Consider the following 19,272-nt stretch of genomic DNA (forward strand, 5'->3'; position numbering starts at 1 on the left):
GCTTGTCCGGGCGAGGCGCTCGATCCCGGTGATCGTCTCGGCCAGGGCGTCCCGGGTCCAGGCATCCATGTGACCGAGGTTCGTGAGGTACGAGGTGGCGCAGGCGTCGAGGCGGGCGTGCAGGTCGGTCAGCTGCCGTACCTGGTCGTCATGGCAGAAGCGCTCGTCGGGGAAGGGGGAACGCCGGAACTCCGTGTGGCGGTTCGCGACGGCGGCGACGAGTCCGAGACGAGAAGGCCGTCCGGCTGGGCCGGCGAGGTCCCGGCGCGTGCGCCTCGTCGACCCGGCGCGGGGTCCGCCGGCCGGCCGCCTTCTCCGCGCGGCGCCGGACGGCGAAGGCGCCGGCCTCGTCGAGCCGGAGCGCCCGGCTGGCTTCCAACGTCTCCAGCGCGCGCAGCAGCGCCGCCGGATCTCCGCGGAGATCCGGGGACGGGCATGCCGTCGCGGCGAGATACGCCCAGGTCGCGTGGAACCCCAGCGGACAGTAGCGCCCGACGGCACACCTCAGGGCGGCGTACCGTCGGACGAGCGGCAACTGTGCGTCACGCACCCGGCGTGCGTAGCCCCTGAACCCCACCTGGCGCCCTCAGCTTTCGGCGTTCGCGACATGGACGGGGCAGGAGAGGCCGGCCGCTACGAGGGTGTACCCGTGTGACCCACGACGAACTCCGCGGCAGCGCACGGCACTTCGCGTACGACGCGAGCGGCGATCTACTGCCGGATCAGCCAGGACCGGGGCGGCCCCGGCCTCGGGCTCGCGCGTCAGGAAGAGGACTGCCGGGCATTGCACACTCGCTCGGATCGGGACGTCGTAGCCGTAGCCGTGTACCCGGACGACGACGTCAACGCCTACTCGGGGGCCCCGCGGCCGAAGTGGCAAGAGGTGCCGGCGGACATCCAGCGGGGCGAGGTTGACGCGATCGCGACTTGGCACGCGGACAGGCTGACACGATCACCGCGCGAGCTGGAAGACGTCATCGATCTCGCCGGCCGCCAGGGTGTCGAGCTCGCCACGAGGCGGAGCACAGGGCCGAGCGGCAGAAGAGGCAGCGGCGGCCGGCTGCCGACGCTCGCGCCCGCCCGGACCGACTCCGCCGCACGCATGGGGGGGATCGAAGGTCCCGTCTGCGCCGGCCTATCGAGGACCTCGGCTCGGGAAGCTGCGAGCATTCGGAAGCGGTTCGGGCGCTGAACTGGGTGAACGGGCGGTTCGTGACCGCGTCAGGCTGGGCCGCCTTCACCGTGGTTCCCCGCTGTGCCCCGCTCGATCTGGTGCGGTTGTGGTGCGACGTGCTCAACGACGGAGGTCGGGTGCCGGCTCGATGACGTCAGCCCAGACACGGTCGCTCCACGGGTTGCCTTCCACTCCGAGGCGTGCCGCGACGACGTCATCGAGGAAATATGCCCGAGCTGCCGTGACGGCTTCGTCGGGCCACCACAGGGAGTCGCACTCGGCGCACAACAGGAAGGACGTCCCGTCGGCCTTGAAACGGTACGGGCGGGCCCAGTCCTGTTCACAGCGGGGGCAGAGGAGTTGGGCTGGCATGACCAGCACAGTATCCCGGCACTGGGGCGGCTGCCGTCGACCACCGCTTCAGGAGTTCGATCCGGGTCCGCTCTGGCCGTCGTCGACTGGTGCGACAGCCGGACAGAGTCACTGGCGTCTGCCCCCGTCTGGCGTTGTTGATGTCAGCCGTGGATGTCAGAACCTTCTGGTCCGTAGCCCGACAGAGATCGGTCATTGAGGGTCACACAGGCTGCCGGGAAGCCCGTGGTGGCTGGCGTGGGGCGCTGCCGGCTGCTGGGGTGGCTGTACGTCGCTGCTGTACCGCAGACCTCGTGCTACACGCCCGAGCCAGCTGAACGGCTGGGATGCCGCAGTCCCACACGTTCAGCTGGCGACAAATCATCTGTGAACACACATACCGTCCTCTCAGAACGCGTCGGTCATCCCCGCAACTCCACCGACGAGCGCGCTGAGCAGCATCACAGCGCTCAGCGAGCCGAGCAGTACCAGCCGCGAGCGAGGTACTCGACGCTCACCGGCCTTGCTGCAGGCGGCCAGAATCCCTATGAGCAGCACCATCAGGCCGAGCAAGGAAATCGCCAGCCACCCGCACGAGGGCGCGATGCCTGTCTGCGCGTATCCGCCGGAGGCCGTCAGCTGCAACGCGACCGTGCTGCCGACGGGCAGGCGTGTGTCGATCGTGGCCTCAGGTTTCACGACGGTCCCGTCAGAGGAGCGGAAGATGCCGCTGCAGTGCGGATACCGGTGGCCCCCGACGTGCTCCCAGACGCATGCGTCGACCCGGAGATGACCCGGCGTGCCCGCCAGGCCCGTGGCGTAGGCAAGATGTGCTCCCGCGAACCAGGTCAGGGTGGCGCCTGCGGCAAGCAGACCGACGATCAGAAGCACCGGACGGCCTGCCCGGAGCCGACCGTAGCGATTCATCCGTTCCCCCCCCGAGCGAGTCCGACCAGGACACTAGCTCGGGTCCGGCGCAACATCACTCATGGTGCGGCAAAGGGCAGGGCCCGCTGCGCACCTTCCAGCGCACCCGGAGGGCCTTCGAGGTCCGCGGTCAGGGTGGGTGTAACGGTCCCCGGGAGCCACCCCGGGACTGTGTTTCAGGCCTCAGGCCCGCCCCCCTCTCCGCCACATACAGGGCGGCCGGGGCCGTGGCGGTGTACAGGGTGTTCTGGTGGTGAACCACGTGATGCACGTCGCTCAGCGCCCGCGACCGTACGCCCTCATCCACGTGGGTAAGCCCAGTCAGCATCTCGGGGACGTCGTCGGCCGGCCCATAGGCATGCTCCAGGGCACCCCAGTGCGTCGCGGCCAGTACTTCGGCGGGATCGATAGGCTCGGCGAGCTCCTGGTCGAGGGTCAGGCGGCTCGAAGCACCGGCCGCAGCCAACACCGCAGCCACCTCCTCCTCGCTCACCCCCGCCAGCGCCTCAATCAACCGATCGAGTGCCTCGCACACAACAGTGCGCGTGACCACTCGAAGCCGGCGCCGGACCTGCGTTCTTGACCGTCAGGGGCAACAACTTCTTGCCGGTCGGGCCGATTTGTATGGACGTGTCCATCTGCGGACAGGTCGCCACCCACACGTGCCCCGGGCCTGCTGCAGGGTTTGGTGACAGGCTGACCTGCCCCACCTCTCAAGTTCCAGTTCTGGTGGCCAACTTCGGTCAGGGGCAACGGTTCGACTGCTCCGCTCGAACGACTGGGCATGATCCTCTGCTCCTGTACCCTGACGGCCTGACTGATCCGCTTCTGGGAGACGTGCAGACGCCGGGCAGTGCGCCCGAAGCCCTGTTCCTCGGCCAACGCGAGAAAGTTCTCGATGCTCCTCAGCTCCAGGCACACCTCCCGGCGATCGGTGATACCGGACAGCTTGTCGATCCATGCGAACCTTGACCTTGATCACCAACTGTCATGCGGCCAAGGTGGGCTGGTCGATCGGCAAGTCGGTGACATCGCTCCAGGTGCGGGCCATGACGGACACCGGCGGCTTCAGGCACGAACATCTCGGTGCCGGGAAAGGACTTGGGGCGACGCGCAGCGCCGTGCGTGGGCCTGGGACTGTCCGGCGGATCAGGCCGGACTCGGTCGGCCGCACGTGATCGGTGCCGCTGAGCGGGGCCGGTGCGTCGAGAGGCGAGGCGGGGAAGGGCGTCAACGCGGAGCGTTGACAACCGACGACAACCCCGCAGGTCGGCGTGGCGGACCCCGCGACCCGACAAGATTCGCCGGACAGCCCCCAGCGGTGACGCCGGCTTGAGCGCGGCTACGACTCCGGCGTTTCGACCCCCGTAGCATCAAGCGATCTTGTTCGCACAGACAAGCACTGTTTATCAAGCTCACCAAAGGAAAGGCGATTCAAGTTGACCATCAGGAATCTCGGGCGTATTCGGCACCGTGCCACCGCGATCGCAGTGACGGGCTTGGGTGTCGCTGCCACGGTGCTTTTTTCGTCGGGGGCTGCGCAGGCTGCGACCCTGACGGAGCAGGCGTGGACCTCGACCAGCAAATGCCTGGCTAACCTCTACAACATCAACGGAAACTACATCGGCGAAACCAACAGCAATTACTACGCCCAGGCGGGTGTCTACCAAAGCACTCGCGATTCTGGTTACGGTTGTGAAGGCTGGCTGCAGCGGTCGACCGACGGCGGTGCAACCTGGAGCACGATATCCGGCAAAACCTTCACCACCGGCCCTGGAGACCAGAAATTCACCGGCTGGTACTACGACGGCCCGGGCTACAAGGCCAGGGCTTGCGCGTGGGATGCCGACACGGGCATCACAGCCTGCACAAAATCCTTCTAGTTCGTTGTGGGGCGGAGTTCCTGGAAGTGGAAACCCGCCCCATCTCGCCTGCGCTCATTGTGTGCGGACTACCCCTCGGTGACGTCCGGTGCCGGACCGATGCCCGTGGGGCAGGAGGCCCCAGTTCGTCTCGAACGGGGTACTCAGCTTGACGCCTGTCCCGGCGAGCCTGTGCTGCCGTGTGACCCGTGGGCCGGAGCCGGCAGCCGGGTGGACCGGCCCGTCATCCGCGGAGGTGGCCAAGGAGTTCGTCTTCGACGGGGTAGGGGCGTTCTCGGGGCAACAGCCGGGCGGCGGAGGCCAGATCGCCGCTGTTGACCAGGGCGTGGATCTCGTGGGCGAGTGGGGTCACGTCGCGGATGGCGACTGTCCACTCGTCCGCGTAGCGTCGTGCGGCCTCACCGCAGAGGCCGAGTTGCAGGGACCGGTGCGCCAGGGGTTGCAGGTGCAGATCCCGCTCGGGGTCCCACTGCACGCGAGCGGGCGCGCGTTTCAACTGGCGCTGCCATGCGGCCCGGTCCGGGTGTACTCCGCGAACGTAGCTCGACAGGCACGCGTGTCGCAGCGCCCACTCGAAGCCGTCACGGCTGATCTCGACCGCGAGAACGGTCTCCTGTCCTTCCTTGGCGCCCCAGCCGCATCGGTACATCATCCACAGGAACGACGGCTTGATCCACGTCATCCTGTCGCGCTTCCACGCGGCGGGGAAACGGCTTTCCTGGACGGCGGGCAGACCGATTTCCGGGGCGTACGCCTGGTAGACGGTGATCGTGGAGTCCGCGTAGGCCGCGCGGATCTCGCGTTGGGGTCGTGCCATGGCGTACAGCGTGGAGTCAGCCGGTTCAGGCGGCCACTGATTTTCGACTGCCGTTCACTGTGACGGAGAGCGTCGGCCGCAGCACCATGCCGAATCGCCGGTGGCACGGCGCCCGCTTCAGTGCCTGTCGCACTACCGGCTACTCGTCCGTGACCGCCGGCGCCGGAGCGACACCCGTCGGGCAGGACGCCCCCCAGTTCGTCTCGAAGGGGTCACTCAGCTTGACCCCCGTCCCGCCGAGCCCGCAGTAGCCGGCCGGGTTCTTGTCCAGGTACTGCTGGTGGTACGCCTCCGCCGGGTAGAAGGGGCGGCCTTCGGAGGGGAGGAGTTCCGTGGTGATCGTGCCGTGGCCGGAGGAGGAGAGGACCTTCTGGTAGGCGATGCGGGAGGCTTCGGCGGTGGTGGCCTGGTCGGGGGTGTGGGTGTAGATCGCCGAGCGGTACTGCGTGCCCACGTCGTTGCCCTGGCGGAAGCCCTGGGTCGGGTTGTGTGACTCCCAGAACGTCTTCAGCAGACGCTCGTAGGCCACGGCCTTCGGGTCGTAGACCACGCGGACCACCTCCGTGTGGCCGGTCAGGCCCGAGCAGACCTCCTCGTAGGTGGGGTACTCGGTGTAGCCGCCCTGATAGCCCACTAGTGTCGTGTACACGCCCGCCGGGAGCTGCCAGAACCTGCGCTCGGCACCCCAGAAGCAGCCCATCCCGAAGTCGGCGACCTCCAGACCCTCGGGGTAGGGACCGAGGAGCGGGGTGTCGAGGACGGTGTGGCGGTCGGGGACCGCGTAGGGGAGTGAGGGGCGGCCCGTGAGTGCCTGCTCGGGGGTGGGCAGCTGCGGGATGCGGCCGAAGAGCATGGGGTCTCCCTGTCGGTCGGGACGGGGCCGGCCCCGGTGAGCGGGCCGGCACGACGGAGGAACGTCCGGCGGCGTGGGTGCATTCCGGTCATGCCCTCGACGTCAGCGTTGCGTCATATCTCCCTCGGACCCGGCCCGTCCGCTCAGCCCGGCAGGCTCGCGGGGCTGCCGCCGTTGGCCTCGTACCCCGCCACCGCGAGTGCGCGGTAGACGGCGAACTCGGCGGCCGGGTCGGCGGACAGGGACCAGGGCAGCGCACCGACGTGCCCGTCGACGTGTATCAGCTGCTGCATGGCCTCGGCCCAGCGCTCCGCGCGCACCAGGAAGAAGATCAGCAGATGGCGGACGTGGGCCAGCATCGGGTCGTCGGAGCGGGCCGAGTGCACCGTGTGCAGGGCGCCGTGCATCGCCTTGGTGACGACCTCGCTCTGGTAGAAGCCCGCCACCAGGTTCACCTCGGGGAGGTGCTCGAAGACCGCGAAGAGCGGCAGCGCGGCGAGCAGCGAGCCCTGCGGGGCGCGGGCCGCCGCCGCCTCGGCGAAGGAGTACGCCAGCTGCCGCGAGCCGTGCCACTTCTCGCACCAGTAGTGCAGCGCCGCCAGATGCGCGCCCATGTGATGCGGCGCGCGGTCGAGGATCTTCAGCCAGAGCTGCTCGAACTCGGCCTGCGGACAGGCCAGTCCACGGGCGACGGACAGTTCGACGATGTACGGCACCGGGTCGCCGGGCGCCAGCAGCGCCGCCTGCCCGCACGCCTCCCGGGCCTCCTCCATGATGATCCGGAAGTCGTCGGTGCCCGGCGTCGACGTGCGCCACGCCTGCTGCACCAGGAACTCCGCGTGCACGGCGGCACCGCCCGCGTCCTTGGGCTGCTCGGCCCGCCACACCCGCAGCCACTGGCCGCCCGGCGTCTCGTGCACCCCGCCGGGCCGCTGCTGCAGCTCCAGTGCGGCGGCGCCCGCGAAGGCCTGCACCCGCTGCCAGCGCAGCTCGCCCTCCTTCTCGGTGCCGGCCAGCAGCTGGGCCGCCGCGCGGTAGTCCTGCGTGCGCTGCACCAGCTCCAGCACGTCCAGCAGGTCCTGGTCCGCGCCGGGCATCCGTATGTCCAGCTCCTCCTGGCGCACGAAGCCGTAGGCCGCCGGGTCGGCGGCGTCCGGGTGTTCCGGGGGGACCTGCTCGATCACTCCGCGCCTGCGCCGCATGAACGGGAGCAGGACGAAGCTCAGCATGAGCAGCGCCATCAGCAGCCAGAGAATCGCCATGCCTCAAGCGAACCAGACACCGCCGACAAAGTGCCAACCCCCGCCGCAAGCTGTGGATAACTCCCGTCGAGGGCATGACAGACGTGCGGCTGTCCGGCGGGGCCGCCGACACAGGGAAATCCCTTCTTCCCGCGCTCCTCGCACTGCTCCTCGGGCCCGGCGGGCGACGGCATCCGGTAAGGCGCATTACGCTCGGTGCACATGAGCGACAGGCACATCAGTCAGCACTTCGAGACCCTCGCGATCCACGCCGGCAACACCGCGGATCCCCTTACCGGCGCGGTCGTCCCGCCGATCTACCAGGTGTCGACCTACAAGCAGGACGGCGTCGGCGGGCTGCGCGGCGGCTACGAGTACAGCCGCAGCGCCAACCCCACCCGTACCGCCCTGGAGGAGAACCTCGCCGCGCTGGAGGGCGGTCGCCGCGGCCTCGCGTTCGCGTCCGGCCTCGCGGCCGAGGACACCCTGCTGCGCACGCTGCTCACCCCGGGCGACCACGTCGTCATTCCCAACGACGCCTACGGCGGCACCTTCCGGCTCTTCGCCAAGGTCGCCACCCGCTGGGGCGTGGAGTGGTCCGTCGCCGACACCAGCGACCCGGCCTCCGTGCGCGCCGCGATCACCCCGAAGACCAAGGCCGTCTGGGTGGAGACCCCCTCCAACCCGCTGCTCGGCATCACCGACATCGCCGCCGTGGCCCAGGTCGCCCACGACGCGGGCGCGAAGCTCGTCGTCGACAACACCTTCGCCACGCCGTACCTCCAGCAGCCGCTGGCGCTCGGGGCCGACGTCGTCGTGCACTCGCTCACCAAGTACATGGGCGGTCACTCGGACGTGGTCGGTGGCGCGCTGATCGTCTCGGACCAGGCGCTCGGTGAGGAACTGGCCTACCACCAGAACGCGATGGGCGCCGTCGCCGGCCCCTTCGACTCCTGGCTGGTGCTGCGCGGCACCAAGACCCTCGCGGTGCGCATGGACCGGCACAGCGAGAACGCCACGAAGATCGCCGACATGCTGACCCGGCACGCGCGCGTGACGCAGGTGCTGTACCCGGGCCTGCCCGAGCACCCCGGTCACGAGACCGCCGCCAAGCAGATGCGGGCGTTCGGCGGCATGGTGTCCTTCCGTGTCGAGGGCGGCGAGGAGGCCGCCGTCGAGGTGTGCAACCGTGCCAAGGTGTTCACCCTCGGCGAGTCCCTCGGTGGTGTGGAGTCCCTGATCGAGCACCCCGGCCGGATGACGCACGCCTCCGCGGCGGGCTCCGCGCTGGAGGTCCCCGCCGACCTGGTGCGTCTGTCGGTCGGCATCGAGAACGTCGACGACCTGCTCCAGGACCTTCAGCAGGCCCTGGGCTAGGCCGGATCCGCCCGGACCCGCACGCCCGTCCCGGCACCTGCGTCCCCGCACCTCCGCCGTACCCGCCCGGCACGCGTCCACGGACGCGTGCCCGGCGGCGGGCTCACCAGCCGGTGAGCGGCGGTGTCGTCCGGGAGGGCGGCTGCGTCCACGGGTGCACACGGGCCGCCCACACACTGAACGCGACGGCGGCGGCGCACGCCAGCAGCCACAGCACCCGGCGGACCACCTGCCTGCGCCGCAGCAGGCGCTCGCCGTGGCGCACCGCCTCCGCGCGCAGGTCCGGCGGCACCGGCGCCGAGGCCCGCTCCATGATCTGCCGTACGGCGGCCTCCCGCTCGGTCCGGTTCACGGTGCCCGCCACGCACGCGTGGGACCCACCGCGGCACCGTACGTCTCACGGCGAACGCCCCGCCTCATGACGGTGCCACCTTCGTGCCCACCGCGCGCGGGGCGGTCGGGCGGGCGGGGTGCAGCATGGTGGCCGTCGCGCGGTCGCAGACGGTGTGCACGCGCTCGATGGGCAGCCCCAGCAGGGCCGCCGTCTGCTGCTCGGCGACGCCTTCGTAGAGCCGCAGCACCAGGATCAGCCGTTCCTGCGGGGCGAGGGCGGCGAGCGGGCTGCGCGGATCCGTCCGGGCGCGGCCGAAGGCGCCGTACTGGTGCCAGGTCGCGCGCGCGAAGCGGCCGGCGAGGAACTGGCGGGCGCAGTCGTACGGGTCCTCGCCGTGCAGGCGGTCCCAGCGCGCGTAGGTATGGGCGAGCGCGTGCGTCAGCAGGCGCCGCGCGCGCGGGTTGGCGTCCGGCGCCTCCGCCGTGAGTAGCGTGGCGGCATGCAGCAGGCGCCCGGCGGCGCCCGCGACGAACGCCTCGAACTCCCGGGCCCGGCGGGCCTGTCGGGCCGCCAGCCGATCGGACACCGTTCCTCCCCCCAAAAAAACGAAGGGGCCCTGTCCGGTACGGGACAGGTGAACCGCGTACGACGCAGGACCCGGTCTCATATGAGGACAGCGGCGGCCCCCGGTCAAGAGGCCGGAACCGACCGGTGGTGCCGACGGCGGCCGGGCGTGCCCGCGGTCAGGAGGCCGGCGGCTGCTCCGCCGGTACGGACCCCGGGGTCATCCGCGCGGAGAGGGCGCGGTTGAAACGGGTGAGCAGCGTGCAGAACTGCTCGCGGTCCGCCGGCTCCCAGCCCTCGGTCAGCTCGGCCATCAGCTGACGCCTGGAGTCGCGCACCTCCTCCAGCCGGGCCGCCCCGCGCGGGGACAGCTGCAGCACCACGGCCCGCCCGTCCTCGGGGTGCGAGGTGCGCTTGACGAGCCCCGTGTCGACCAGCGGGGCCACCTGCCGGGTGACCGTGGAGGAGTCGATGCCCATGCTCGCCGCGAGCGCCTTGACGCCCATCGGGCCTTCCCGGTCAAGGCGGTTGAGCAGCAGGTACGCCGCGCGGTCCATGGTGTTGCGCACCTGCCCGACCCCTCCGAGCCGGGTCTGTTCGGCACGGCGCGCGAACACCGCCACCTCGTGCTGGAGGGTGTCGAGAAGACCGGTGTCACCGACGGTCGTCATGTCCATCGACATTTCAGGTGTTGTGGGCATGGCCGGAGGCTCGCTTCATGAAGGACTGCTGGGTTGGGGGACAGGGTACGCGGCCCGGGCACGGACCGTACCGGCGCTGCGCAAACCGGTCTCGGTGCTTGGTCACACCCGCCGGGTACGACCGTGAACTGCGATGCTGGAGTCATGAGCTACGGCACGGCTGACTCCTTGCGTTCCGTCACCCTCGACGACGTGCGCGGCGCCCAGAAGATGCTCTCGGGCGTGGCGCGGGTGACCGCGATGGAGGGCAGCCGGCATCTGTCGCAGCTGGTCGGTGCGCCGGTGCACCTCAAGTGCGAGAACCTCCAGCGGACCGGCTCGTTCAAGCTGCGCGGCGCCTACGTGCGGATCGCCGGGCTGCTGCCGGAGGAGCGGGCGGCCGGGGTGGTGGCCGCGAGCGCCGGGAACCACGCGCAGGGCGTCGCGCTGGCCTCCGCGCTGCTGGGCGTGCACGCCACGGTGTTCATGCCGAAGGGCGCGCCACTGCCGAAGATCAGCGCCACCCGGGAGTACGGCGCGGAGGTGCGTCTGCACGGTCAGGTGGTCGACGAGACGCTGGCCGCCGCCGAGGAGTACGCGGCGCAGACGGGCGCGGTGTTCATCCACCCCTTCGACCACCCGGACGTCATCGCCGGTCAGGGCACGGTCGGCCTGGAGATCCTGGAGCAGTGCCCGGAGGCGCGCACGATCGTCGTGGGCATGGGCGGCGGCGGGCTCGCGGCGGGCATCGCGGTCGCGGTGAAGGCGATACGGCCGGACGTCAGGATCGTCGGCGTGCAGGCTGCGGGCGCGGCGGCCTATCCGCCCTCGCTGGCCGCCGGGCACCCGGTGTCGGTGCGGAACCCGGCGACGATGGCCGACGGCATCAAGGTGGGGCGGCCGGGCGTGGTGCCGTTCGGGATCGTCAAGGACCTGGTCGACGAGGTGCGCACGGTCGGCGAGGACGACCTGTCGGCGGCCCTGCTGCTGTGCCTGGAGCGGGCCAAGCTGGTCGTGGAGCCGGCCGGGGCGAGCCCGGTGGCGGCGCTGCTGGCCGCGCCGGACACCTTCGAGGGCCCGGTCGTCGCGGTGCTCTCCGGTGGCAACGTCGACCCGGTGCTGATGCAGCGCGTACTGCGGCACGGCATGGCCGCGCAGGGCCGCTACCTGGCCGTTCGGCTGCGGCTTACGGACCGTCCGGGCGCTCTGGCCACGCTTCTCGGCGTGTTGTCGGCGGTCGACGCCAACGTCCTCGACGTGAGCCACGTCCGCACCGACCCCCGGCTCGGGCTCACCGAGGCAGAGGTCGAGTTGCACCTGGAGACGAAGGGCCCGGTGCACTGCGCCGAGGTCGGCCGGGCCCTGCGCGACGCGGGCTACACGGTCATGGACTGAAGCCCACCCCCCACGGTCACTCGTTCGAGTAAGCCCTCGCGAACCCTCTTGAGAGACGCGATACATCGCGATACGGTATGTCGTGCGGTCGCCGGACCGCCTGCCCCATCCCCGACGACGTGGAGACAGACATGCCAGGCGCCATCTATGCCGAAGGCCTGGTGAAGACCTTCGGCGACGTAAGGGCTCTGGACGGCGTCGACCTCGATGTGCCCGAGGGCACGGTGCTCGGCCTGCTCGGGCCGAACGGCGCCGGCAAGACGACGACCGTGCGCTGCCTGACGACCCTGCTGCGCCCCGACAGCGGCAAGGCGGTCGTCGCGGGTGTGGACGTGCTCAGGCACCCCGACACCGTGCGCCGCTCCATCGGCCTGTCCGGTCAGTTCGCGGCGGTCGACGAGTACCTGACCGGCCGGGAGAACCTCCAGATGGTCGGCCGGCTCTATCAGCTCCGGTCGAAGGCGGCCAAGGCGCGTGCGGCGGAGCTGCTGGAGCAGTTCCATCTCGCGGACGCCGCCGACCGGCCCGCCAAGACCTACTCCGGAGGCATGCGCCGCCGGCTCGACCTCGCCGCGGCCCTGGTGGTCTCACCGCCGGTGATGTTCATGGACGAGCCGACGACCGGCCTCGACCCGCGCAACCGCCAGCAGCTGTGGGAGGTCATCAAGCAACTCGTCTCGGGTGGTACGACCCTGCTGCTCACCACGCAGTATCTGGAGGAGGCCGACCATCTCGCGCACGACATCGCGGTGGTCGACCACGGCCGGGTCATCGCCCAGGGCACCTCCGACCAGCTCAAGGCCCGCACCGGCGGCGAGCGCGTCGAGGTCGTGGTGCACGAGCGCGAGCACATCGCGACCGCCGCGCAGGTGCTGCGGGGCCTCGGCAAGGGCGACACCACCGTCGAGGAGCACACCCGCAAGCTCACGGTCCCGGTCACCGGCGGCGCGAAGCTGCTCGCCGAGATCATCCGGGAGCTGGACGGCCGCGGGATCGAGATAGACGACATCGGGCTGCGCCGCCCCACTCTCGACGACGTCTTCCTGTCGCTGACGGGACACGTCGCCGAAGCGGCCGGCCCGGACGCCCGGGACGAGAACGAGGACGAGAGCCGCCCGCAGGGCGGCAAGGAGGCCGTGAAGTGAGTGCCGTCACCGATGCCGTGCGGGTGGCACCGCCGGGAAACCCCCTCATACAGTCCGTCCGCGACTCGATGGTCGTGGCGCAGCGGAACCTGATCCGCATGTCCAGGATCCCGGAGATGATCATCTACGGGCTGATCCAGCCGATCATGTTCGTGGTGCTGTTCACCTACGTCTTCGGCGGCTCCATGCAGATCGGCGGCAGCACCAGCGCCGTCGACTACAAGAACTTCCTCATGGCCGGCATCTTCGCGCAGACGGTCACCTTCGCGACGGCCAGCTCGGGCGCCGGTATCGCCGACGACATGCACAAGGGGCTCATCGACCGATTCCGCTCGCTGCCGATGGCGCGCGGCGCGGTGCTGACCGGGCGTACGCTCGCCGACCTGGTGCAGACGGCCGTCACCCTGGTCGTGCTCGCCGTGGTCGCCCTGCTGGTCGGCTGGCGCGTCGGGTCCCACGGCGACACCAATGTCGCCAAGGTCCTCGCCGCCTTCGGCCTGCTGCTCCTGCTCGGCTACGCGTTCACCTGGATCGGCGCGCTGATCGGCATGTCCGTCCGCACCCCCGAGGCGGCCACGTCCAGCGGACTGATCTGGCTCTTCCCGGTCACGTTCATCTCCAACGCCTTCGTGGACCCCGGGCACATGACCCCGTGGCTGCGGCACGTCGCCGAGTGGAACCCCTTCAGCGCCACCGCGCAGGCCTGCCGCGTGCTCTTCGCCGACCCCGGGCAGTCCACCTCGCACGCCTGGCCCATGGAGCACCCGGTCTGGGCCTCGCTGATCTACTCCATATTGATCATCGCCGTCTTCCGCACCCTCGCGGTCCGCAAGTACCGCTCGGCCACCGCCTGACGGCTCCGGGTACGGCGAAGCCCCCGGTGTCCACGGGATCCGGCGGACAGCGGGGGCTCGACGCCAGGAAGGGCCGGCTCGGTCAGCCCGAGTACGGCTCGGCCTTCAGGATGCGCACCGAGGCCTTCTTGCCGTTCGGCAGCTCGTACTCCGCGTCCTCGCCGACCTTGTGGCCGAGGACACCGGCGCCGAGCGGCGACTGCGGCGAGTACGTCTCGATGTCGGCGCTCGCGTACTCACGGGACGCGAGCAGGAACGCCAGAGTGTCGTCCTCGTCGCCGTCGAAGGCGATCGTGACGACCATGCCCGGCGCGACGGCGCCGTCGGCGGAGGTCTGGGCCTCGCCCACCTGAGCGCTCTCGAGAAGCTGGGTCAGCTGCCGCACACGCAGCTCCTGCTTGCCCTGCTCCTCCTTGGCCGCGTGGTACCCGCCGTTCTCGCGCAGGTCGCCCTCCTCGCGCGCGGCCGCGATCTTGGCGGCGATCTCCGTGCGCGCAGGACCAGTAAGGTACTCAAGCTCGGCCTTGAGCTTGTTGTACGCCTCCTGGGTCAGCCAGGTGACGTTCTCGCTGGTCTGGGTCACAGGGTGCTCCTCGTCGGTACTGGGAATACAAAGCATCGCCCTACCCAGAAGAATGTTCCCTCTTGGATGGGCGAAACCACGAGCCTAACAATTCACGGGCCAAAGGGGGAGGACATAAGCCATCAGAATCACATCAAAGCAGGTCAGCGTGTGCCTGCTCCGGGTTGGATCAACCCGTGTGACAGCCGAGCAGCTCGGCCGTGGTGCCCTTCGCCGTCGTACGGAGCGTGACGACCTTGTCGATCCGCGTGGCCTTGCCGTCGAAGCGGAAGTCCGCGCGCCCCACCTCGGAGCCGTCCGCCGCCTGGGAGCGCAGGGTGCAGTAGCCGTCGGTGCCGGAGTCCTTGTGGACCTCCAGATGGACCTGGACCGCGTTGCCGGAGGCCTCGAAGGTGATCACCTGGGCGCTGATCTTGGTCTCGACGACGTAGTGATAGGCGAAGTAGCCGACGAGGGAGAGCAGGAGGGCGCCCAGCACCACGGCGGCGACCCGGAGCTTGCGGTCGGCACGCTCGTCCGAGGAGCGGCCGTAGCGGCCCTCGGGCAGCCGCGCACTCGCCGTACTCATGATCGTCCTCTCCGCGGAATTATTCGCCCCCCGATTCGGTCACTATAGAAGCCGCCGAACGCACCCCAAGCCGCGGGGGCGCCGACTTAACCAAGGATTGAGTCTTGACTGACCAGCTGCGACTGATGGCCGTACACGCGCACCCCGACGACGAGTCCAGCAAGGGCGCGGCCACCATGGCGAAGTACGTGTCCGAAGGGGTGGACGTCCTGGTGGTGACCTGCACCGGGGGAGAGCGCGGGTCCATCCTCAACCCCAAGCTCCAGGGCGACGCGTACATCGAGGAGCACATCCACGAGGTGCGCAAGAAGGAGATGGACGAGGCCCGCGAGATCCTCGGCGTCGGGCAGGAGTGGCTCGGCTTCGTCGACTCCGGCCTGCCCGAGGGCGACCCGCTGCCCCCGCTGCCCGAGGGCTGCTTCGCCCTGGAGGACATCGACAAGGCGGCCGGCGAGCTGGTCCGTAAGATCCGCGCCTTCCGCCCGCAGGTGATCACCACCTACGACGAGAACGGCGGCTACCCGCACCCCGACCACATCATGACCCACAAGATCTCGATGGTGGCGTTCGAGGGCGCGGCGGACACCGAGAAGTACCCCGAGAGCGAGTACGGCCCGGCCCACCAGCCGCAGAAGCTCTACTACAACCAGGGCTTCAACCGCCCCCGCACCGAGGCGCTGCACCAGGCGATGCTCGACCGCGGCCTGGAGTCGCCGTACGGGGAGTGGCTCAAGCGCTGGAGCGAGATGGAGCGCGTCGAGCGCACGCTGACCACGCACATCCCGTGCGCGGAGTTCTTCGAGATCCGGGACAAGGCGCTGATCGCGCACGCCACGCAGATCGACCCGGACGGCGGCTGGTTCAAGGTGCCGATGGAGCTCCAGAAGGAGGTCTGGCCCACGGAGGAGTACGAGCTGGCGAAGTCCCTCGTCGATACGTCCCTCCCCGAGGACGACCTCTTCGCGGGCATCCGCGACAATGCCTGACATGAGCGCAAGCGTGAGCCTGGCAGTGACGCACCTCGTCCCCCTCGCCAAGGAGGTGGACGAGAACAAGGTCACCCCCGGTGTCCTCGGCTTCATCGTCTTCGCGGTGATGGCCCTGGCCGTATGGGGCCTGATGAAGTCGATGAGCAAGCACATGGGCAAGGTCGACTTCAAGGAGGCCTCCGACCCGAAGGCCGAGCAGAAGGCCGACCCCGCCGCACACCAGGGCTGACCCAGGGCGTCAGCGCCCGGCCGGAACCGCCACTCCCATCACCTCCCGGGCGTGGCGGTCCGGTGTCATGCGCAGACGCCATGCCTGCCAGCCCGCCTCCAGGCTGACGCCCCGCTCCAGCAGCACGGCGTACGCCGCGAGGCCCTCGGCCAGCTTCTCGTCCCGCAGGGGATGCGAGGCGCGGGCCAGCTGGGCCAGTTCCTCCTGGGCGACGGCCGTGCCCACCTCCATGCCGCCCGGTGCCGCGTACGGCAGCAGGGTGCAGCGCAGGAAGCGGGCCCAGTCCTCGCCGCGCAGGTCGCCGTAGGAGGCGAACAGGTCCCGCGCCTCGTCGCACAGGGCCAGCGCCGGTTGCGTGCGCGCGTTGCCCGCGTCGACCACGGCCAGTTCCAGGCAGGTCCACGCCTCGCCGTGGGCGACACCGATGCGCTGGAAGTCGGCGCGGGCGTCCACGAGGAGCTGGCGGGCGAAGCCGGAGTTGCGCAGCGAACCGGTCTGCGCCGCCCGCTGGTCCCGGGTGACCCGGGCCGAGTGGTGCCGGGCGCAGGCCAGGCCGTAGACGTCCCGCATGCGGGAGAACATGGTGCGGGACCGCTCCAGGTCGCGCACCGCCTGGTCCAGGTCGCCGGACTCCTCCAGCGCCTGGCCCAGGTAGTACAGCGTCCACGCCTCGCCGCGCGCGTCCTCGTTCTCCCGGTGCCGGGCGCCCGCCTGCCGCAGGCCCTCGACGGCCGGCGCGGCGTCGCCGTCCACCAGGCGGGCCCGGGCCAACTGGGTCAGCGCCCAGGCCTCGCCGCGCGCGTCGCGCGTCTGTCCGTAGCGCTCCAGAGCGGTGCGCAGCTCGGTCTCCGCACGCGGTACGTCCCCCATCCGCAGGGCCAGCTGGCCGAGCTGGAAGTGAGCCCAGGCCTCGCCGTGCACCGAGCCGCCCTCGCGGTGCAGGACCAGGGAGCGGGTGAGCAGCTCCAGCGCCTCCGACAGCCGGGCCCGGTCGCGCTGGACGGCCGCGAGGGCGTGCATCGTCCAGGCCCGGTCGGTCGCCAGCTCCGGCGCCGCCTGCAGGTCCAGCGCCTCCTGGAGCCTCGCGGCGGCCTCGGTGAGGTTGCCCTGGTGGTGCAGGGTGATGCCGAGCGAGCACAGGGCACGGGCCGCGCCGGCGTCGTGATGCGCCTCCCGGTACAGGTCGACCACCGAGGTGAGCGTCGTGCGCGCCTTGTCCAGCTCGCCCAGCTGCCGGGCCGCGATGCCGGTGCGCCACTGCACCGAGCGCATCAGCAGCCCCTCGTCCACGGCCTGCGCCAGCTCGCTGATCTCACCGAGCCGGTACAGGTCGCCGCGCAGCAGGCAGTAGTCGCACAGCGCGCCCAGCAGGTTCAGCACCGCGGCCTGGTTCACGCCCTCCGCCTGGCGCAACGCCGCCGTGATGAAGCTGGACTCGTCGTCCAGCCAGCGCAGCGCCTCGTCGAGCGAGGTGAAGCCGTGCGGGCCGAACTGGTGCGAGCGCGTCGACATGTTCCCGTCGACCAGGCGCAGCACCGAGTCCGCCAGCTCCGCGTAGTTCACGATCAGCCGTTCCTGCGCCGCCGTGCGCTCGGCCGGGTCCTCCTCGTCCAGCAGCCGGGCCTGGGCGAAGGCGCGCACCACGTCGTGCAGCCGGTAGCGGTCGCCCCGCACATGATCGAGCAGTCCGGCCCGGGCGAGGGCGGTGAGCCGGCGGGTGGCCTCGGCCCCGTCCGTGGCGAGCAGCGCGGCGGCCGCCGCGGCGCCGAGCGAGGCACGCCCCGCGAGCGCGAGCCGGCGCAGCAGCCGGCGCTCGGGATCCGGCTGGTCGGTGTAGCGCAGCCACAGGGCACGCTCCGCCGGCTCCACCGGGCCGTACGCGCTCAGGTCCGCCGCCAGTTGCCGGGGCGAGCGAGGGCCGAGCGCGGAGCCCGCGACGCGCAGCGCAAGCGGCAGACCGCCGGTCAGGTCCCGGATCCGGTCGGCGGAATCGGCGTCGTAGGGGCCCGACGCGTCCTCGGCGGCGGCGTTCAGCAACTCCTCGGCGCCCGCCGCGTCCAGTGCCTCGACCGGCAGGTGGTGCACCCAGGCCGGCAGGTCCGCGGGCAGCTCCAGGTCCGTGCGCGCGGTGACCAGGACCAGGCTGTCGGAGCGCTCCGGCACCAGGGCCCGCACCTGCTCCGGGTCGCGGGCGTCGTCCAGCACGATCGTCACCGGCAGGCCGGTCAGGTGCTGGTGGTACAGCTCGGCGAGCCGTTTGAGCTGCTGGTCGGGGGACGAGCGCTCCCGGAACAGCAGCTGTTCGCGGGGTGCGCCGAGCCGGTTGAGCAGGTGCAGCAGGGCGTCGCGGGTGGGCAGCGGCGCCTGCTCCTGGCCGCCGCCGCGCAGGTCCACGACCACGGCGCCGCGGAAGTGGTCCCGCAGATCGTGCGCCGCGCGCACCGCGAGCGTGGTCCGGCCGGAGCCGGGCTCGCCGTGCAGGACGACCACCGTCGGCCGGGTCTCGGTGGCCGCGCGGGCCGCCTGCGCCCACTGGCGGATCCGCCCCAGCTCCGCCCTGCGGCCCGCGAACCGGCCGTCCGGCTCGGGGAGTTGGCCGAACGACTGCTCCAGCACGGTGCGCCTGCGGGCCGCCGCGCTCTTGTCCGCGCCGCGCAGGGCGGGGCTCGTGGTCTTCTTCGGGCCCGTGGAGGCGCTGAGCATCCGCTGCTGGTCGAGGAACGGGCGGATGCCCCGCACCTCCAGCGCGGTCAGCCACTGCAACCGCAACTGCTCCGGCCCGCCCGGCTGCCCCGTCGCTCCGGCGTGGTGGTGGGCGGCCGGCAGATGGGAGCCTGCCACCTTCACCACGGAGGCGGCGGCACCGGCCACGCCCGCGGCGACGCCCGCGCCGACGGCCGTACCGGTGCCGGTGCCCAGGGACACGTCGGCCACCGCCGCGGCGACCGCGGCAACGGCCGCCACCAGTAAGGCGGTTCCGGCGCCCGCGCGGCCGTAGCGCTGGGCGAAGGTCAGCCGTCCGGCCTCGGCCTCGTCGAGCGCGTGGGTGTACGCCGCGTACTCCTCACCGGCCGCCCCCGCCATCGCCTCCAGCCCGCCGCGCGCCCGCGACAGCAGTACCGGCCCGTCGATCCGCCCGCCCGAGCGCCGTACCTCCTCCTCCACGGCCCGCACCAGCAGCCGTTCGGCCTCCGCCCGATGGTTCTCCCGCATGTTCCGTCCCCTCCGGCGGCAATGTCCTTGCCCACGAGTGTCCTTCGGGCGGGCCGCGATGGCGAGGGTGCGACGATCACCGGGAGGGTGAGGAT

At 71.0% G+C, this 19,272-nt stretch carries 20 protein-coding genes and 1 pseudogene; 8 read left to right on the forward strand and 13 right to left on the reverse strand.

Annotated elements, in window-relative coordinates:
* The first annotated feature begins 721 nt into the window (after window positions 1–721).
* On the forward strand, window positions 722–1,192 hold the full coding sequence (locus tag BIV25_RS36795; RefSeq protein ID WP_256257036.1) for a recombinase family protein: 471 nt from the start codon (window positions 722–724) through the stop codon (window positions 1,190–1,192).
* A 102-nt stretch (window positions 1,193–1,294) separates the two neighbouring features.
* Here the strand turns inward: BIV25_RS36795 and BIV25_RS50540 are convergent, their stop codons facing one another.
* From BIV25_RS50540 to BIV25_RS54715, 4 genes and pseudogenes are all read right to left on the reverse strand, one after another.
* The gene (locus BIV25_RS50540) at window positions 1,295–1,546 is read right to left on the reverse strand and encodes a hypothetical protein (RefSeq protein ID WP_143076755.1); all 252 of its coding nucleotides are present in this window, start codon (window positions 1,544–1,546) and stop codon (window positions 1,295–1,297) included.
* A gap of 387 nt (window positions 1,547–1,933) precedes the next feature.
* Window positions 1,934–2,416, reverse strand: a complete 483-nt coding sequence (locus tag BIV25_RS36805; protein WP_071376882.1) for a hypothetical protein — start codon at window positions 2,414–2,416, stop codon at window positions 1,934–1,936.
* A 166-nt stretch (window positions 2,417–2,582) separates the two neighbouring features.
* The gene (locus tag BIV25_RS36810) at window positions 2,583–2,945 is read right to left on the reverse strand and encodes a hypothetical protein (protein ID WP_143076756.1); all 363 of its coding nucleotides are present in this window, start codon (window positions 2,943–2,945) and stop codon (window positions 2,583–2,585) included.
* 353 nt (window positions 2,946–3,298) lie between these two features.
* Window positions 3,299–3,373 (reverse strand): annotated as a pseudogene (locus BIV25_RS54715) (hypothetical protein); the annotation flags it as partial.
* Between the two features lie 518 nt (window positions 3,374–3,891).
* Here BIV25_RS54715 and BIV25_RS50545 point away from each other — a divergent pair.
* Complete coding sequence (locus BIV25_RS50545; protein ID WP_143076757.1) at window positions 3,892–4,335, forward strand: hypothetical protein; 444 nt, start codon at window positions 3,892–3,894, stop codon at window positions 4,333–4,335.
* Window positions 4,336–4,558: 223 nt separating this feature from the next.
* Here the strand turns inward: BIV25_RS50545 and BIV25_RS36815 are convergent, their stop codons facing one another.
* The 3 genes from BIV25_RS36815 to BIV25_RS36825 form a co-directional block, all read right to left on the reverse strand.
* On the reverse strand, window positions 4,559–5,152 hold the full coding sequence (locus BIV25_RS36815) for a DUF4291 domain-containing protein (protein ID WP_071376884.1): 594 nt from the start codon (window positions 5,150–5,152) through the stop codon (window positions 4,559–4,561).
* Window positions 5,153–5,291: 139 nt separating this feature from the next.
* On the reverse strand, window positions 5,292–6,005 hold the full coding sequence (gene msrA, locus BIV25_RS36820) for a peptide-methionine (S)-S-oxide reductase MsrA (RefSeq protein WP_071376885.1): 714 nt from the start codon (window positions 6,003–6,005) through the stop codon (window positions 5,292–5,294).
* Window positions 6,006–6,148: 143 nt separating this feature from the next.
* Window positions 6,149–7,267, reverse strand: a complete 1,119-nt coding sequence (locus tag BIV25_RS36825; protein WP_071376886.1) for a hypothetical protein — start codon at window positions 7,265–7,267, stop codon at window positions 6,149–6,151.
* Between the two features lie 201 nt (window positions 7,268–7,468).
* On the opposite strand from BIV25_RS36825, the gene BIV25_RS36830 reads away from it, so the two are divergent.
* Window positions 7,469–8,623, forward strand: coding sequence for a cystathionine gamma-synthase (locus tag BIV25_RS36830; RefSeq protein WP_071376887.1), 1,155 nt, complete (start codon window positions 7,469–7,471; stop codon window positions 8,621–8,623).
* 103 nt (window positions 8,624–8,726) lie between these two features.
* On the opposite strand, the gene BIV25_RS36835 is transcribed toward BIV25_RS36830, so the two are convergent.
* The 3 genes from BIV25_RS36835 to BIV25_RS36845 form a co-directional block, all read right to left on the reverse strand.
* Window positions 8,727–8,975: a hypothetical protein gene (locus BIV25_RS36835; protein WP_071376927.1), complete on the reverse strand. Its 249-nt coding sequence runs from the start codon at window positions 8,973–8,975 to the stop codon at window positions 8,727–8,729.
* A 64-nt stretch (window positions 8,976–9,039) separates the two neighbouring features.
* Window positions 9,040–9,543, reverse strand: a complete 504-nt coding sequence (locus tag BIV25_RS36840; RefSeq protein WP_071376888.1) for a sigma factor-like helix-turn-helix DNA-binding protein — start codon at window positions 9,541–9,543, stop codon at window positions 9,040–9,042.
* A 157-nt stretch (window positions 9,544–9,700) separates the two neighbouring features.
* Entirely contained in the window at window positions 9,701–10,204 is a 504-nt protein-coding gene (locus BIV25_RS36845) for a MarR family winged helix-turn-helix transcriptional regulator (RefSeq protein WP_177235543.1), read from the reverse strand.
* Window positions 10,205–10,366: 162 nt separating this feature from the next.
* Between BIV25_RS36845 and ilvA the strand changes: the two genes are divergently transcribed.
* From ilvA to BIV25_RS36860, 3 genes are all read left to right on the forward strand, one after another.
* On the forward strand, window positions 10,367–11,596 hold the full coding sequence (ilvA, locus tag BIV25_RS36850) for a threonine ammonia-lyase (RefSeq protein ID WP_071376890.1): 1,230 nt from the start codon (window positions 10,367–10,369) through the stop codon (window positions 11,594–11,596).
* A 131-nt stretch (window positions 11,597–11,727) separates the two neighbouring features.
* Window positions 11,728–12,741 carry an ATP-binding cassette domain-containing protein gene (locus BIV25_RS36855; RefSeq protein ID WP_071376891.1) on the forward strand — a complete coding sequence of 338 codons (1,014 nt, stop codon included), beginning with the start codon at window positions 11,728–11,730 and terminating at the stop codon, window positions 12,739–12,741.
* On the forward strand, window positions 12,738–13,595 hold the full coding sequence (locus BIV25_RS36860) for an ABC transporter permease (RefSeq protein ID WP_071376892.1): 858 nt from the start codon (window positions 12,738–12,740) through the stop codon (window positions 13,593–13,595). Before BIV25_RS36855 ends, BIV25_RS36860 begins: the two co-directional genes overlap by 4 nt.
* Window positions 13,596–13,677: 82 nt before the next feature.
* Here the strand turns inward: BIV25_RS36860 and greA are convergent, their stop codons facing one another.
* Both greA and BIV25_RS36870 read right to left on the reverse strand, forming a co-directional pair.
* Window positions 13,678–14,178: a transcription elongation factor GreA gene (greA, locus tag BIV25_RS36865; RefSeq protein ID WP_071376893.1), complete on the reverse strand. Its 501-nt coding sequence runs from the start codon at window positions 14,176–14,178 to the stop codon at window positions 13,678–13,680.
* A 169-nt stretch (window positions 14,179–14,347) separates the two neighbouring features.
* A complete protein-coding gene (locus BIV25_RS36870) occupies window positions 14,348–14,746 on the reverse strand; it encodes a DUF4307 domain-containing protein (RefSeq protein WP_071376894.1) in 399 nt (132 codons plus the stop codon).
* 125 nt (window positions 14,747–14,871) lie between these two features.
* On the opposite strand from BIV25_RS36870, the gene mca reads away from it, so the two are divergent.
* Both mca and BIV25_RS36880 read left to right on the forward strand, forming a co-directional pair.
* Window positions 14,872–15,732, forward strand: a complete 861-nt coding sequence (mca, locus tag BIV25_RS36875; RefSeq protein WP_071376895.1) for a mycothiol conjugate amidase Mca — start codon at window positions 14,872–14,874, stop codon at window positions 15,730–15,732.
* Window positions 15,725–15,964 carry a hypothetical protein gene (locus BIV25_RS36880; protein ID WP_071376896.1) on the forward strand — a complete coding sequence of 80 codons (240 nt, stop codon included), beginning with the start codon at window positions 15,725–15,727 and terminating at the stop codon, window positions 15,962–15,964. The genes mca and BIV25_RS36880 overlap by 8 nt, the downstream gene beginning before the upstream one ends.
* A 9-nt stretch (window positions 15,965–15,973) precedes the next feature.
* Here the strand turns inward: BIV25_RS36880 and BIV25_RS36885 are convergent, their stop codons facing one another.
* Entirely contained in the window at window positions 15,974–19,177 is a 3,204-nt protein-coding gene (locus BIV25_RS36885) for a tetratricopeptide repeat protein (protein WP_071376897.1), read from the reverse strand.
* Window positions 19,178–19,272 lie beyond the last annotated feature (95 nt).

The organism is Streptomyces sp. MUSC 14 (assembly GCF_001866675.1).
Lineage (GTDB): Bacteria > Actinomycetota > Actinomycetes > Streptomycetales > Streptomycetaceae > Streptomyces.

Coding starts and splice junctions, on each gene's coding strand:
- BIV25_RS36870 (WP_071376894.1), bottom strand. CDS start 14,746: ATGAGTACGGCGAGTGCGCGGCTGCCCGAGGGCCGCTACGGCCGCTCC.
- BIV25_RS36825 (WP_071376886.1), bottom strand. CDS start 7,267: ATGGCGATTCTCTGGCTGCTGATGGCGCTGCTCATGCTGAGCTTCGTC.
- BIV25_RS36885 (WP_071376897.1), bottom strand. CDS start 19,177: ATGCGGGAGAACCATCGGGCGGAGGCCGAACGGCTGCTGGTGCGGGCC.
- msrA (WP_071376885.1), bottom strand. CDS start 6,005: ATGCTCTTCGGCCGCATCCCGCAGCTGCCCACCCCCGAGCAGGCACTC.
- BIV25_RS50540 (WP_143076755.1), bottom strand. CDS start 1,546: ATGCCAGCCCAACTCCTCTGCCCCCGCTGTGAACAGGACTGGGCCCGC.
- BIV25_RS36815 (WP_071376884.1), bottom strand. CDS start 5,152: ATGGCACGACCCCAACGCGAGATCCGCGCGGCCTACGCGGACTCCACG.
- mca (WP_071376895.1), top strand. CDS start 14,872: ATGGCCGTACACGCGCACCCCGACGACGAGTCCAGCAAGGGCGCGGCC.
- BIV25_RS36845 (WP_177235543.1), bottom strand. CDS start 10,204: ATGTCGATGGACATGACGACCGTCGGTGACACCGGTCTTCTCGACACC.
- ilvA (WP_071376890.1), top strand. CDS start 10,367: ATGAGCTACGGCACGGCTGACTCCTTGCGTTCCGTCACCCTCGACGAC.
- BIV25_RS36855 (WP_071376891.1), top strand. CDS start 11,728: ATGCCAGGCGCCATCTATGCCGAAGGCCTGGTGAAGACCTTCGGCGAC.
- BIV25_RS36830 (WP_071376887.1), top strand. CDS start 7,469: ATGAGCGACAGGCACATCAGTCAGCACTTCGAGACCCTCGCGATCCAC.
- BIV25_RS36880 (WP_071376896.1), top strand. CDS start 15,725: ATGCCTGACATGAGCGCAAGCGTGAGCCTGGCAGTGACGCACCTCGTC.